The following is a 13,360-nucleotide window of genomic DNA, read 5'->3' as shown; positions in this document are numbered from 1 at the left end:
TCGGCGAAACCCCCCGTTTCCGAGCACGGGTCACGGGAACCCGGCAGGCCCCGGCCCCTGCCGGAAAGATCAGCGACCGCCGGGAGGCGACATGAGTGAGAGCAGCGACAAGAACGGCCCCCTCCGGGACGACGAGCTGAAGCGTGAGCTCCAGGGCCACCTCAAGGCGACGTCCTCCCCTCGCGCGGAGGAAGGGCTGCGCGCCGAACCACCGGCCGACGACGACCCCGAGGTCGCGGAGGACACGGTGAGCGGCGCGGGGAGCGACGGCCCGCCCGAGCGGCTGCGTCTGGAGCTCGCCCGATACCTCAGCCGGACCTCGTTCCCCTCGGACCGGGACGGACTGGTGAACGAGCTGCGGAGTCGGCACGCGCCGGACCAGCTGGTCGAGTCGCTCGCCGAGCTGCCTCGCGACCAGCGGTTCGGCACCGTCCACGAGCTGACCTCGGCGCTGGGCCCGGAGCCACGCACCCGGTAGTCCCAGCGGACCGCCGGGGGGCCGGACCACCGCGGGGGCGGCCCGGGGCGAGGAGGAGCACCGGCCCCGGGCCGCACCGACGGTGGTCGGACAGCGAGTGGGTCCCGGCTCGCGGGACGGCACCGCCGGACGGATGATCGCCTTGCGGCACCCGGAAGGCACGCGGCGACGCGAAACGGCCGGACCCGGGCACGCCGACCCGTACGGCGACGGGACATCGACACCGAGGAGCGAGTGATGACGGACGAGGCACGCGGCGACGACGTCTACCAGCCCCAGCAGGACGACGGTGGCCTGCCGTCCGACGACCAGCCCGACATGGAGAACACGCTCGACGAGCGGAGTGCCGACGACCGGATGGCGGAGGGGTACTCGCCGCCGGAACGCCCGCTGGGGGTGGAAAAGTTCGGCACGACCGCGGCGGAGGAGCGGGAGGGCGAGACCCTCGACCAGCGGCTGGCGCAGGAGGTCCCCGACGTCTCCCCGGCCGTGGGCGACGGCATCGGGGACCTGCGCGAGGGCGAGGGTGAGCCCCGCGAGCGGGAGTCGGGCGCGGAGCGGGCGGGACGGTTGGCCGAGGTGGACGACACCACCGGACGGGAGACCGACGTCCTCGCGGCGGACGTCGGCATCGACGGCGGCGCCGCCTCGGCCGAGGAGGCCGCCGTCCACCTCACCGGCGAGCCCGACACCGGCGAGCCCGACACGGACTTCGCCACGGGGTCGGGCTCGGACTCCGACCGCTGAGACGCACGGCGTCCGGAGGCACCCGGGCAGACCCGGATGCCTCCGCCGGGTCCGTTCGGGGCGTCGCTCCCGACGCACCCGGCGGTGTGCCGCGCCCTCTCAGCGGCGCCGGTCGCGCAGTGCGGTGCGGCCCGCCCGCCAGCAGGACAGCAGGTGGTCGGCGAGCCGGTTCTCCAGGTACTCGGTCGCCTCGACGCCGAAGACCACGTCACCGGCCAGCCCCGGCTCCTCCGCGAGGAGGCCGCCGATCACCTCGCGGCGCACCACCTGCTCGTGGACGGCGTCGGCCTCCACGTGTTCTTCGTAGAACCGCGCCGCGGCCGGCCCTGCCCCGCTGCGCCGCATCGCCGCCGCCAGCCTTCGCGAGCCCGGGGAGGAGGTGATCTCGACGGTGGCGAAGTGCCCGACCAGCGCGCCCCGGAGCCGCCGGTGGAGACCGAGGAGCGACATCACGTTCACCACCGCCAGGGCCGGGGCGGGCGCGGCGTCCAGGTATCCGCCGTACCGCGCGTCCAGCCCCAGGTCGGCCATGAGCTCGGCGAAGAGGTGGGCGTGGACCGCGTCGGCCCGGCCGGCGCCGAACTCGTCGAACTCCACCGCCACCATGGCGGCCTTGGCCCGCCCCCGCAGTCTCGGGACCACCCAGAGGTGCGGGTCCGCCTCCTTGAGGTGGTAGAGGGAGCGGAGCGCGGCGTACTCCCTGAGCTGCCAGAGCTCGCCCGCGCGCCGGAGGTGGTGGCTGACGCTGCCCCCGTCGTCGGTGGCGGGCTCCGCCAGGAGGCCCGCCACGACGGTCGACACGTCCGACGACCCCGTGCCGGCGTCCCGCCGCAGCGCGCGGAGGAAGACCTCCTCGGCCGCGGCGCGCACCCGCAGCAGCTCGGGGTCCCATTCGAGCGTGTCGGCGACGCCCTCGAACCCCCGGTAGTGCAGCTCGTAGAGGACATACAGCACCAGCTGCAGGTCCTCCCCGTACGCCTCGGCTGCGGCGACGGCCGCCTCGTCAGGCAGCGGCAGCCCTCGGCCCGAGAGGACCGCGAGGACGGCGCGGCTGAGCTCCCCGCGCGCCGGGGGCAGCCGGGGCGGGGCCTCGGTGTTCTCCTCGCGTCGGGCGGGCGGGGCGCTCACCGGGGCCCCTCCCGCTCGTCGCGCGGGGCCGGTTCGTGCTCGTGGTGCTGTGCGCGGTCGCGGCGGCGGCGGCGGTGGCTGGTGTCGCACCAGGGCTGGGTCCGGCTCCGACGGCAGGTGCACAGGGCGACGACGAACCGGTCGGACTTGCTGACGGTGCCGTCGTCGGCGACCACTTCGACGGGCCCCTCGACGAGCATCGGCCCGTCCCTGTCCACCGTCACCCGACGCGGTGTCTCATCCCTTGCGGCCACGGATCACCACCAGTTCCTCGCCCTCGACGGCGTGCGAGAGAAGCCCCTGTGCGCGGAGCCACCGCGCACGGCCGCGGAGCACTGGGCCGAAGGGCACGGTCACCCGTTCGCAGACCACCGCGCGGATCCCCGCGGTCGCGAGGCGGTCCAGCGTGGCCTCCGGACCGGAGAGGTGGGACTGCACCAGCAGCAGCAGCCCGCCGGGCCGCAGCACGGCTGCGGCGCCGTCGCAGATGCGGTCGAGCACGAGTCTGCCGTCGGGCCCCGCGTCCCACGCGCGGCCCGTTCCCAGCCGGGGCGGCGTGTCGGTGGGGGCGGGAACGTAGGGCGGGTTGCTGATCAGGGCGTCGAAGGCGCGGTCGCGCAGCACCGAGAGGAGGTCACCGCGACGTACCGAGACCGGCAGCCGCGCGAAGGCGGTGTTCAGTCGCGCGGAGGCGACGGCACGGCGGCTGATGTCGACGGCCGTGACCCTGGCGCCGAGCCGCGCTGCGTGCAGCGCCAGCGCACCGGTCCCGGTGCAGAGGTCGAGCACCTCCATTCCCGGGCTGATGCCCTCGCGGCGCATGGCTCCCGCGAGCAGCAGCGTGTCCGCCTGGGGGCGGTACACGCCGGGCAGCCTCAGCAGTCGTGCCGTGCGCATCGGCGCGGTGGGCGGTCGTCGGAGTGCTTCCGGGTGGGCCACGGGGCTCTCCCCCTGTCGGGTGGTCGGCGGGGCGGGGCGGTCACGGGCGCCGGTGCGGGACGGTTCTCATCGCGGGGTGCAAGTGCTCGTCGCGGGTCGGTGCCGGCGACCGGCCCGGCCCCCACCGGTGGCGCAGCGACGGCAGGCGGGGTGCGGTGTCCCAGTGACCAGGATCGCCTCGGGCGAAGGTCGGGGCGCGCTGGTGAGGCGTTCGGGTGAGTCCTCGGGCGGCGCCGGTTCAAACCGCGGTCCGCGGGTGACCCGGCGGCGTATGACAAGCACTCCGCCTCTGCGCGCACTCGCGATCGTCTGCACCCTCAACCGCTCCCCCGCCCCGTCCAGCAGTCAGTTGCTCGCCGAGCAGGTCCTGGAGCTGCTCGCCGCCGAGGGTGCGACCACCGAGCTCGTCCGCGCCGCCGACCACACCATCCCGCCGGGCGTCGCGGCGGACATGGGCGAGGGAGACGACTGGCCCGCGCTACGGGAACGTGTCCTCCGCTGCGACATCCTGCTGCTGGCCACGCCGATCTGGCTGGGCCACCCCTCCAGCGTCGCCCAGCGCGTGCTGGAACGGCTCAATGCCGACATCTCCGAGACGGACGACGAGGGGCGCCCCCTGATGGCTGGCCGGGTCGGTGCCGTCGCGGTGGTCGGCAACGAGGACGGGGCGCACAAGGTGTCGGCCGACCTCTTCCAGGGACTGAGCGACATCGGGTTCACCCTGCCGCCGCAGGCCGTCACCTACTGGGTCGGCGAGGCGATGCAGGGCACCGACTACCAGGACCTGGAGCGCACGCCCGAGAAGGTCGGTGCGACGTCGGCCGCGCTGGCCTCGACCACCGCCCACCTCGCCCGCGTGCTGCGGGAGCGCCCCTTCCCCGCACCGCCCTCCTGAGGCACGCCTTCGACACACCGCGCCCCGCGACTCGGGGCGCGACCCGGCTTCCTCCGCTGCGACGATCGGAGACCCCCGTGCGTGACCTGCGTCGGCTGCTCGGCGAGTGGCCCGTGTACCGCCAGCTGACCGGCGGTGATCCGACCGGAAGGGGAAGTGCGGTCTCCTCCCCCCGCACGCGCGGCGTCGAACCTCGCACCGCCGCCGCCGACCGGGTGGTGAAGTCGGTCTGCCCCTACTGCGCCGTGGGCTGCGGACAGGAGGTGCACGTCAGCGGCGACCGGGTGGTGCAGATCGAGGGCGACCCCGACTCGCCGATCAGCCGCGGACGGCTGTGTCCCAAGGGCGCCGCCACCCTCCAGCTCACCACCGGGAGCGCGCGCCGCCACCAGTGCCTGTACCGGGCACCGGGGGCGCGGGACTGGGAGCCGATCGACCTGGAAACGGCGATGGACATGGTGGCCGAACGGGTGGTGCGCACCCGGCGGGAGAGCTGGGAGTGGGAACACGAGGGGACCCGCACGGCGCGGACCATGGGCATCGCCAGCCTCGGTGGCGCCACCCTCGACAACGAGGAGAACTACCTCATCAAGAAGCTGCTGACCGGGCTGGGCGTGGTCCAGGTGGAGAACCAGGCCCGCGTCTGCCACAGTTCCACGGTCGCCGGGCTGGGCACCTCCTTCGGCCGGGGAGGTGCCACCACCTTCATGCAGGACCTGCAGCACGCGGACTGCATCGTGATCCAGGGTTCCAACTTCGCCGAGGCGCACCCGGTCGGCTTCCAGTGGGTGATGGAGGCCAAGGCGAGAGGCGCCCGCGTCATCCACGTGGACCCCCGTTACACCCGGACGAGCGCCCTCGCCGACTGCCACGTGCCGCTCCGCGCCGGTTCGGACATCGCCTTCCTCGGCGGCATCATCCGGTACGTGCTGGAGAACGAGGCCGACTTCCGCGAGTACGTCACGGCCTACACCAACGCCGCCCACCTGGTCAGCGAGGAGTTCCGCGACACCGAGGACCTCGACGGCGTGTTCTGCGGCCTCGACGAGGAGACGCACACCTACGACCCCGCCGGCTGGCAGTACGAGGGCTCCCCGGTGCGGGCCTCCGCGGGGAGCAGGGAGTCGATCGCGGACCGCAGGGCCCAGGACTCCAGCGACGACCCCTCCACCCAGGGAGCCGGCGGGGCCGAGACCCACGGCTCCGGCGGCGCGGTCTCCGCGCCCCGGCCGCGCCGGGACGACACCCTCCGGCACCCGAGGTGCGTCTACCAGGTGTTGAAACGCCACTACGCCCGCTACACACCGGAGATGGTCGAGGAGATCTGCGGAGTGCCCCGGGAGCTGTTCCTGCGGGTCTGCCGCGAGCTGACCGCCAACTCCGGCCGGGAGCGGACCTCGGCGTTCGTCTACGCGGTGGGCTGGACGCAGCACACCACCGGGAGCCAGTACATCAGGGCGGCGAGCGTTCTCCAGCTGCTGCTGGGCAACATCGGCAGGCCCGGAGGGGGGATCCAGGCGCTCCGAGGCCACGCCTCGATCCAGGGGTCCAGCGACATCCCGACCCTCTACAACCTGTTGCCCGGCTACCTGCCGATGCCGCACCACCGCTCGCACCAGAACCTGGACAGCTGGGTCGACTCCACCCGCACCGGCAAGGGCTACTGGCACGAGATGCGGTCCTACGCGGTGAGCCTGCTCAAGGCGTGGTACGGCGACGCCGCGCAGCCGGAGAACGACTTCTGCTTCGACCACCTGCCGCGCCTCACGGGGGCCCACGACACCTACGCGACGGTGCGAGCGCAGCTCGACGGGGTCTGCAAGGGCTACTTCCTGATGGGCGAGAACCCGGCGGTCGGCTCCGCCAACACCCGGATGCAGCGCCTGGGCATGGCGAAGCTCGACTGGCTGGTGGTCCGCGACTTCTCGCTCATCGAGTCCGCGACCTGGTGGCAGGACGGCCCGGAGACCGAGTCGGGCGAACTACGCACGGAGGACATCGCCACCGAGGTCTTCTTCTTCCCGGCCGCCTCCCACACCGAGAAGTCGGGATCCTTCACCAACACCAACCGGTGGCTGCAGTGGCACGAGGCAGCGGTCGAGCCGCGCGGGGACGCGCGTAGCGACCTGTGGTTCATGTACCACCTGGGGCGCCGCCTGAAGGAGTCGCTGCGCGACTCGACGGACCCGATGGACCGGGCGCTGCTCGACCTCACCTGGGACTACCCGGTCTCCGGACCGCACGACGAGCCGTCGGCGGAGGCCGTCCTCCGGGAGATCAACGGGACCGGGCGGGACGGCGCTCCGCTCGCCGACCCCACGGGGCTCCGGGACGACGGCTCCACACGCTGCGGCTGCTGGATCTACAGCGGCGTGTTCCGGGACGGGGTCAACCAGTCCGCGCGGCGGCGCCCCCACGACGAGATGGAGTGGACGGCGCGGGAGTGGGCGTGGGCGTGGCCGGCGGACCGGCGCATCCTCTACAACCGGGCCTCCGCCGCGCCGGACGGCAGCCCGTGGAGCGCACGCAAGGCGTACGTGTGGTGGGACGCGGAACGTCAGGAGTGGACGGGACACGACGCCGCGGACTTCCCGGCCGGTCTCGCCCCCGACCACGTCCCCGACGAGGACGCTGTGGGCGTCGCAGCGCTGCGGGGCGACGACCCGTTCGTCATGCAGGCCGACGGGAAGGGGTGGCTGTACGCCCCGTCGGGGCTGTTGGACGGCCCCCTGCCGACCCACTACGAACCGCAGGACTCCCCCGTACCCAACGGCCTCTACCCGCGACGTGCCCGGTCGCCGGTGCTGCTGCAGAGCAGCCGGCCGGAGAACCGCTACCACCCGGGGCCGGAGGAGCCCGGCGCGGCGGTCTACCCGTACGTGCTGACCACGTACCGGCTGACCGAGCACTTCACCGCGGGCGGTATGAGCCGCTGGTCTCCCTACCTCAGTGAGCTGCAACCCGAGCTGTTCTGCGAGGTCTCGCCGAGCCTGGCGGCGGAGCGGGGGCTGGAGCACGGCGGTTGGGCGACGCTCGTCACCGCCCGCAACGCCATCGAGGCCCGGGTGCTGGTGACGGAGCGGATGAGACCGCTGACGGTGCTGGGCCGGACGGTGCACCAGATCGGCATCCCCTTCCACTGGGGACCGAACGGGCTGTCCACGGGTGACGCGGCCAACGAGCTGATGGCGGTGGCCCAGGACCCGAACGCGCACATCCAGGAGGACAAGGCCCTCACCGCGGACATCCGCCCCGGTCGCCGACCGCGCGGGCCTGCGCTGCCGGCGCTCGTCGCGGAGTACCGACGCCGGGCCGGGGTCACGTCGAGGACGGGCAGCCTGTCCGCGCAGGAAGGGGAGAACCGATGAGCTCGGCAGCAGCAGGAGCACACCGACCGCACGGAGAGCCGGCCGCGGAGGTGCCCGACCCCGCGTCGGACAGTGGATACCCCGACCCCCCGGACAGGGTCGGCTTCTTCACCGACACCTCCGTCTGCATCGGCTGCAAGGCGTGCGAGGTCGCCTGCAAGGAGTGGAACGCGCTGCCCGCCGACGGGTTCTCGCTGAGCGGGATGTCGTACGACAACACCGAGGCGCTGGGTGCCTCCACCTGGCGGCACGTCGCCTTCGTCGAACGGCAGGTGCCCGCCGCGCCGGCGGACGGCGCGGTCGACCCCGGCGGTCGCCCGTTGCTGGGACTCACCCCGGTGGTGCCCGGCGGGGAGGCCGACGCGGGTGCGGGGACGGACGCCGGGGCCGGCCCGGCAGGGTCGGAGATCCGCTGGCTGATGTCGTCCGACGTCTGCAAGCACTGCACCCACGCGGCCTGCCTCGACGTGTGCCCGACGGGGGCGTTGTTCCGCACGGAGTTCGGGACGGTGGTGGTGCAGGACGACATCTGCAACGGCTGCGGCTACTGCGTTCCGGCCTGCCCCTACGGCGTCATCGAGCAACGGCCGGACGACGGCCGCGCGTTCAAGTGCACCATGTGCTACGACCGACTCGGCGCGGGCATGGAGCCGGCCTGCGCGAAGGCATGCCCGACCGAGTCGATCCAGTTCGGGCCCCTGGACGAGCTGCGGGCCGGTGCCGCCCGGCGGTTGGACGCGCTGCACGAGGCGGGGGTGTCCGAGGCACGTCTCTACGGTCACGACCCCGAGGACGGAGTCGGCGGGGACGGCGCGTTCTTCCTGCTGCTCGACGAACCGGAGGTCTACGGCCTGCCGCCGGACCCGCGGGTACCGACCCGCGACCTCCCCAGGATGTGGCGGCACGCCGCCGCGGCCGGTCTCGCGCTGCTCGGCGCGGTCGGCGCCTCGGCCGCCACGGCGGCCCGACGAAAGGGAAGCGCATGACGGAGGACGCCGGACTCGCACCATCCGAAGGCTGCCGGTCCCGGCCCAGCGACGGCGACCACCGGGAACCCGGCCGCCGACGCCGCGGCGGCGAGCAGCTCATGGTGGAGCGCGCCGACTTCGAGAGCTACTACGGCCGCCCGATCGTGAAGGCCCCCGCCTGGGAGGCGACGGACATCGCGGGCTACTTCTTCCTCGGCGGGCTCGCCGGTGCGGGGTCGGTACTCGCCGCCGCGTTGCAGGCCGGTGGGGCGCACCGCACGGCGGCGGCGCTGAAGGTGACCTCGGTCGGCTCGGTCGGGCTGGCCACCGCGGCCCTCATCCACGACCTCGGGGTGCCCTCACGCTTCACGCACATGCTGCGGGTGGTGAAACCGACCTCCCCCATGAGCGTCGGGTCGTGGCTGCTGGCGGTGTACGGGCCGGTGGCGGGCGCCGCCGCGGCGTCGGCCGTCACGGGGCGGGCACCGCGCGCGGGTGCGGTCGCCACCGGCGGCGCGGCCGTCCTGGGCCCGGCGGTCGCGACGTACACGGCGGTGCTCGCGTCGGACACGGCCGTTCCGGCCTGGCACGGCGCCCATCGCGAGCTGCCCTACCTCTTCGCAGGCTCGGCGCTGGCCGCCGCCTCGGGCGCGGCGCTGCTCCTCGGACCGTCCGCCGAGACGGGCGTGGCACGCGCCACCGCGGTGCTCGGCGCTCTCGGGGAGACCGCGGCGGACCATGCCGCGCGTCGCCGCCTGGGGCCGGTGGCCGCGACCCTGCGTGAGGGCCGGGCGGGGGGCCTGATGCGGTCGGCGCGCGTGCTGACCGCGACGGGTGCCGCGCTGGCGCTGCTTTCGGGACGTTCCCGCGCGGCCGGTGTCGGGGCGGGTGTCGCGCTGCTGGCGGGGTCGGTGTGCACCCGTTTCGGGGTGTTCGCCGCCGGAATCGCCTCCGCGCGGGACCCGGTGCACACGGTCGGCCCCCAGCGCGCCCGGCTCGCGGCGGACGGCGCGTCGGCGGCGCCCGACTGATCGTTCCGCACGAGTTGCGGGTCCTGTGATCGACGAGCCGGGTCGTCAGGGTGTCTCGGGTCCGTCCTGGATCCTGTCCCGGACTTGTGGAAGCGTGGATGGCTCCGCTTCTCCCGCATGCTGCCCTACGGCACCATCGCCATCCCGGCCGGATGTGCGTTCCCGACCGTGTGGCACTGGCTGGTGCGATGTACGTGCTGCGTACCGGTGGCGCGTGGCGTGATGTCCCGGCGGCGCCGGCCGCAGGTCGGCCGCGTCGGCGGATCCGCGCCGGCACGGGCTCCGGGGCGGGGCGCGGCGGCGGTCGGACTGTTCGGGGAACGCCGCCGCGGCCGGTGCCCCGGGGGACGGGCCGACCGTCGCCCTCCGGACCGGGCCTCCGACCCGCAGCGGCGGCACGGGACGCCCTTCACAGGACCCGGAACGCGACCCCCCGGTGGCGGAGCCGTCCGAGCGCGGCGTCGAGGGCGGCGACGGTCCCCGAACGGTCCCCGCCGCCGTCGTGGCACAGCACGATGTCGCCGTGGCGGGCTCCGAGCACGACCCGCGCGATCCGCCCCGGCGGCGGGGAGCGCCAGTCCTTGGGGTCCACGCTCCAGTCCACCGGTGTGAGCCCCTGCCCCCGGGCGGTCTCCAGCACCCGCCGTGACCAGCCGCCGGCCGGCGCGCGGAAGAGCTGCGGTGGCTCACCCGTCGCGTCGACGACCGCCCGCTGCGTGGCGGCCAGCTCCGATTCGATCGCCTCCGGCGGCAGGGCGGCGAACGGCTGGGGGTGGCTGTGGCTGTGGTTGCCCAGGGTGTGCCCGGCCGCCCGGATCCTCCGGAGCAGTTCAGGGTGGCGGGCCGCTCGCTCGCCGATCACGAAGAACGTGGCCCGCACGTCGTGGGTGTCGAGCACGTCCAGCAGCCGGGGCGTCCACCTGGGGTCGGGGCCGTCGTCGACGGTGAGCGCGACCTCCGGTGCGTGCGCACTCCCGCCCGGCGCGGCGGGGAGGCGGAAGACGGGCCCGCCGGCGAACAGCGGCGAACCCGCCCGCCCGCCCGGCCGCAGGGACTCGGTGCGCCGGACCAGGCTCCACGCGGTCTGCGCCAGCCGGGCCCGCAGTGGACCGGCGGCGGCCTCTCCCCCGTTCGTGCCCGGGGTCGCTCCTGTTCGGCCGGTCACGCCGCGCTCGTTCCGGACCGCTCCGCGACGGACGGGGTGTGCGGAGCACCGCCTGCCGCCCCGAACCCGCGGTCGATCCGGCTGCGTATCCATCCCGTGGCGGCGCCGAGGCCGATCTGCACATTGACCAGCAGGTGCAGACCGACGAACAGCGGCACGAACCCCAGCCCCCGCTTGCGGCGGACGAATCCGATCAGGGAGGGGTCGGCGGCGGCGAACACCAGCGCCGCGGCGACGGGGACGACCGCGAGCGCGGGGTGGAGAACCGCGGCCGGGAGGGTCGCGACGGTCAGGCAGGCCGTGGCGACCCCCAGTCCGCTGTTGGCCCGCAGCGCGCCGGGCCGACGCCGGTGCTTCGCGGCGAACGGCAGCAGGTACTGGGCGCGCCGGAACTGCTCACGCAGCATCCGGCCGAGGCGGTGCTCCTCGTCGTGCGCCGCGACGATCAGGTCGGTCAGGCGGATGTCGTACGCGGCGGACAGCCGTTCGCTGTACTCCACGTCCTCGCTGTCCCGCAGCGCCGTGTCGAACGGGCCGACGTCCTCGAAGACCTGGCGCGGCACGGCCGCGGCGGCGAAGTACGCGGTGGGGGTGGGCCCGACGCCGCGCAGCCGCCAGTGGTGCGCGTGCAGGGTCCGGTACCACTCGACCGGGCCGTCGTCGACGAGTGGTTCGGCGGCGATGATGCCGTGGACGCACCCGAGCCCGGGGTCCGTGCGGAGCAACCGCACGGCGTTCTCCAGGGAGTCGGGGGACAGCGCCTGGTCGGAGTCGAGGAAGAAGAGGATGTCGCCGCGTGCGGCGGCGGCTCCCCTGTTGCGCGCGGCGGAGACGCCCTCGTTGCGTTCGGCGCGCAGCACGCGGCAGTCGAACCGTTCCGCGACCGCCACCGAGCCGTCGGTGCTGGCGTCGTCGGAGACGATCACCTCGAAGGGCTGGAGGGTCTGGGCTGCCAGCGAGGTGAGGCAGAGCTCCAGCGTCCTGGCGTAGTTGTAGTTGGGGACGACCACGGAGACACGGGCCGGGGGGGGCACGGGTCGTCGGCGGGCTCGGCGGACGTGGTCACGGTGACCTCCTGGGGAGTGTGCGGTCGGGCCGCCGGCACGGGCCGACCCGCCGGCCGCGCGCCGGAGGCGGCCGACGGGTCGGAGGCGGCCCGACGGGTCGGGACGGGGCGGAGGTACGAGGCAGGGTCGCGGCGGGTCGGGGCTCCGCGGCGGGCGTGTCCGCGGGGTCGCGGCTCGGTCAGACGGCTTCGTCCAGCAACTGCCGCAGTTCGGAGGGGAGTTCCAGCTCGGCTGCGGCCAGGCACTCGTCGAGCTGTGCCACGGAGCTGACGCCGACGATCGGTACGACGGCGGGGTGTCCACCGATCAGCCAGGCGAGGACGACCTGGACGGGGCTGGCGCCCAGTTCCTCGGAGACCTTGGCCAGGGCTCGCAGCCGCCGGTCGGTGCCGGGGTGGTCGTAGTGCTCGGGGAGCGGCTCCGCCGGTCGGCTGTAGGCGCCCCAGAGGAGGGTGGTGTAGGCGAACATGGTGAGACCGTGGGCGGAGACGTAGTCCAGCAGTTCGTCGGAGGCGTGGACGTGCCCGCCCTCCGGCAGGGTGGTGCCGGGGCGGACTGGGCTGCGCAAGGCCGTCGCGGCCGGGTTCATCGAGTCGGCGCGGCAGGAACGCCCCGGCCCACCGCAGGCGGTGCCCCGATCCGCTCCCAGGTGACCGGGGCGTCAGGGAGGCGGCGCTCCGGGTGGCGTGCCGTCCCCACTCAGTCGATCCGTTCGGCCAGCGCGACGACGATGCCCTCGGGCCCCCGCAGGTAGCACAGCCGGAACACCCCGCTGTAGTCCGCGACTCCTCCGAGCAGCTCCGCGCCGTGGGATCGGAGCCGACTGATCGTGGCGTCGATGTCGTCGACGGCGAACATGATCCGGTGCAGACCGGCGGTGTTGGGAGGCGCCGGGCCGATGTCGGTGGCGGCCGGGGGGTGGTGGTACTGGGTCAGCTCCACCCTGCCGGTGCCGTCCGGGGTGCGCACCATGGCGATCTCGCTGCGCACCCCGGTCAGGCCGACCGTCTCGTCGACCCAGGGACCCTCGACCGACGCCCGGTCCTCCAGCTCCAGGCCCAGCTCCATGAAGAACGCGAGCGCGGCGTCGAGGTCCCGGACGACGATCGCGACGTTGTCCATCCGCAACACAGTCATGTGGCGAGGATAGGGAGCGGGCCGGCCCACCGCCTCCCGAGCCGCCGACCGCCCCGCCCCCGGGTCGTCGTCGAGCGCGCCGCCGAGGCGTCGGGAGGCACCCCACCCCAACCATAATGGAAGTCATTTTCATGTACGGTGGTGCTCCGACACCTCGACCAGGAGAGCGCCATGGCCGTCCCCAAGCGGAAGATGTCCCGCAGCAACACCCGCCACCGCCGTGCACAGTGGAAGGCGAGCACGCCGCAGCTGACCCCGGTCACCATCGACGGCGTGACCCACCGCGTCCCGCAGCGCCTGGTCAGGGCGTTCGAACGCGGCCTGCTCCGCCCGGACGGCTGACCGGCGTGGGCCGAGCGGGACCGCGCTCAGTCGGCGCGGTCCCGCTGCACCGGCCGCGCCGCCGTCGCGCAGCCCCGCGCCGACCGCCGGCCGGG

General features: G+C 74.3%; 14 protein-coding genes. 7 read left to right on the top strand and 7 right to left on the bottom strand.

Going from position 1 to position 13,360, the window contains the following annotated elements:
• Positions 1 to 91 precede the first annotated feature (91 nt).
• Positions 92 to 478 carry a DUF2795 domain-containing protein gene (locus HCJ92_RS04725; RefSeq protein ID WP_167932133.1) on the top strand — a complete coding sequence of 129 codons (387 nt, stop codon included), beginning with the start codon at positions 92 to 94 and terminating at the stop codon, positions 476 to 478.
• Between the two features lie 237 nt (positions 479 to 715).
• A complete protein-coding gene (locus HCJ92_RS04720) occupies positions 716 to 1,225 on the top strand; it encodes a DUF5709 domain-containing protein (protein WP_167932132.1) in 510 nt (169 codons plus the stop codon).
• Between the two features lie 99 nt (positions 1,226 to 1,324).
• On the opposite strand, the gene HCJ92_RS04715 is transcribed toward HCJ92_RS04720, so the two are convergent.
• The 3 genes from HCJ92_RS04715 to HCJ92_RS04705 are packed head-to-tail and all read right to left on the bottom strand — an operon-like array spanning position 1,325 to position 3,250.
• The gene (locus tag HCJ92_RS04715) at positions 1,325 to 2,353 is read right to left on the bottom strand and encodes an iron-containing redox enzyme family protein (RefSeq protein ID WP_167932131.1); all 1,029 of its coding nucleotides are present in this window, start codon (positions 2,351 to 2,353) and stop codon (positions 1,325 to 1,327) included.
• Positions 2,350 to 2,553: a CDGSH iron-sulfur domain-containing protein gene (locus HCJ92_RS04710; protein ID WP_167932162.1), complete on the bottom strand. Its 204-nt coding sequence runs from the start codon at positions 2,551 to 2,553 to the stop codon at positions 2,350 to 2,352. The genes HCJ92_RS04715 and HCJ92_RS04710 overlap by 4 nt, the downstream gene beginning before the upstream one ends.
• A gap of 37 nt (positions 2,554 to 2,590) precedes the next feature.
• A complete protein-coding gene (locus tag HCJ92_RS04705) occupies positions 2,591 to 3,250 on the bottom strand; it encodes a HemK2/MTQ2 family protein methyltransferase (protein ID WP_167932130.1) in 660 nt (219 codons plus the stop codon).
• Positions 3,251 to 3,563: 313 nt separating this feature from the next.
• Here HCJ92_RS04705 and HCJ92_RS04700 point away from each other — a divergent pair, with 313 nt between their 5' ends.
• From HCJ92_RS04700 to nrfD, 4 genes are all read left to right on the top strand, one after another.
• Positions 3,564 to 4,187, top strand: coding sequence for a flavodoxin family protein (locus HCJ92_RS04700; RefSeq protein ID WP_167932129.1), 624 nt, complete (start codon positions 3,564 to 3,566; stop codon positions 4,185 to 4,187).
• 86 nt (positions 4,188 to 4,273) lie between these two features.
• Entirely contained in the window at positions 4,274 to 7,555 is a 3,282-nt protein-coding gene (gene fdh / locus HCJ92_RS04695; protein WP_209310735.1) for a formate dehydrogenase, read from the top strand.
• Entirely contained in the window at positions 7,552 to 8,541 is a 990-nt protein-coding gene (locus tag HCJ92_RS04690; protein WP_167932128.1) for a 4Fe-4S dicluster domain-containing protein, read from the top strand. Before fdh ends, HCJ92_RS04690 begins: the two co-directional genes overlap by 4 nt.
• 101 nt (positions 8,542 to 8,642) lie before the next feature.
• Complete coding sequence (nrfD, locus tag HCJ92_RS04685; protein ID WP_167932160.1) at positions 8,643 to 9,554, top strand: NrfD/PsrC family molybdoenzyme membrane anchor subunit; 912 nt, start codon at positions 8,643 to 8,645, stop codon at positions 9,552 to 9,554.
• Between the two features lie 409 nt (positions 9,555 to 9,963).
• Here the strand turns inward: nrfD and HCJ92_RS04680 are convergent, their stop codons facing one another.
• The 4 genes from HCJ92_RS04680 to HCJ92_RS04665 all read right to left on the bottom strand — a co-directional run bounded on the left by HCJ92_RS04680 (position 9,964) and on the right by HCJ92_RS04665 (position 12,923).
• On the bottom strand, positions 9,964 to 10,719 hold the full coding sequence (locus tag HCJ92_RS04680) for a polysaccharide deacetylase family protein (RefSeq protein WP_167932127.1): 756 nt from the start codon (positions 10,717 to 10,719) through the stop codon (positions 9,964 to 9,966).
• Positions 10,716 to 11,729, bottom strand: coding sequence for a glycosyltransferase family 2 protein (locus HCJ92_RS04675; RefSeq protein WP_167932126.1), 1,014 nt, complete (start codon positions 11,727 to 11,729; stop codon positions 10,716 to 10,718). Before HCJ92_RS04675 ends, HCJ92_RS04680 begins: the two co-directional genes overlap by 4 nt.
• 235 nt (positions 11,730 to 11,964) lie before the next feature.
• Positions 11,965 to 12,354 (bottom strand): aldo/keto reductase, encoded by a 390-nt coding sequence (locus HCJ92_RS04670; RefSeq protein ID WP_338054021.1) that lies wholly within the window; start codon positions 12,352 to 12,354, stop codon positions 11,965 to 11,967.
• 131 nt (positions 12,355 to 12,485) lie between these two features.
• On the bottom strand, positions 12,486 to 12,923 hold the full coding sequence (locus tag HCJ92_RS04665; protein WP_209310734.1) for a VOC family protein: 438 nt from the start codon (positions 12,921 to 12,923) through the stop codon (positions 12,486 to 12,488).
• A gap of 171 nt (positions 12,924 to 13,094) precedes the next feature.
• Between HCJ92_RS04665 and rpmF the strand changes: the two genes are divergently transcribed.
• A complete protein-coding gene (rpmF, locus tag HCJ92_RS04660; protein WP_167932158.1) occupies positions 13,095 to 13,265 on the top strand; it encodes a 50S ribosomal protein L32 in 171 nt (56 codons plus the stop codon).
• Positions 13,266 to 13,360: the final 95 nt, after the last annotated feature.

The organism is Streptomyces spiramenti, assembly GCF_012034385.1.
Taxonomy (GTDB): Bacteria; Actinomycetota; Actinomycetes; order Streptomycetales; family Streptomycetaceae; genus Streptomyces; species Streptomyces spiramenti.
The sequence above is the reverse complement of the archived record's forward strand: the minus strand, read 5'-3'. Positions and strand labels throughout refer to the sequence as shown.

What these genes read in the sequence shown, in the direction of transcription:
- HCJ92_RS04690 (WP_167932128.1), top strand. Translation starts at nt 7,552, where the DNA reads ATGAGCTCGGCAGCAGCAGGAGCACACCGACCGCACGGAGAGCCGGCC.
- HCJ92_RS04710 (WP_167932162.1), bottom strand. Translation starts at nt 2,553, where the DNA reads ATGCTCGTCGAGGGGCCCGTCGAAGTGGTCGCCGACGACGGCACCGTC.
- HCJ92_RS04705 (WP_167932130.1), bottom strand. Translation starts at nt 3,250, where the DNA reads ATGCGCACGGCACGACTGCTGAGGCTGCCCGGCGTGTACCGCCCCCAG.
- HCJ92_RS04720 (WP_167932132.1), top strand. Translation starts at nt 716, where the DNA reads ATGACGGACGAGGCACGCGGCGACGACGTCTACCAGCCCCAGCAGGAC.
- HCJ92_RS04700 (WP_167932129.1), top strand. Translation starts at nt 3,564, where the DNA reads ATGACAAGCACTCCGCCTCTGCGCGCACTCGCGATCGTCTGCACCCTC.
- rpmF (WP_167932158.1), top strand. Translation starts at nt 13,095, where the DNA reads ATGGCCGTCCCCAAGCGGAAGATGTCCCGCAGCAACACCCGCCACCGC.
- HCJ92_RS04725 (WP_167932133.1), top strand. Translation starts at nt 92, where the DNA reads ATGAGTGAGAGCAGCGACAAGAACGGCCCCCTCCGGGACGACGAGCTG.
- HCJ92_RS04665 (WP_209310734.1), bottom strand. Translation starts at nt 12,923, where the DNA reads ATGACTGTGTTGCGGATGGACAACGTCGCGATCGTCGTCCGGGACCTC.
- nrfD (WP_167932160.1), top strand. Translation starts at nt 8,643, where the DNA reads ATGGTGGAGCGCGCCGACTTCGAGAGCTACTACGGCCGCCCGATCGTG.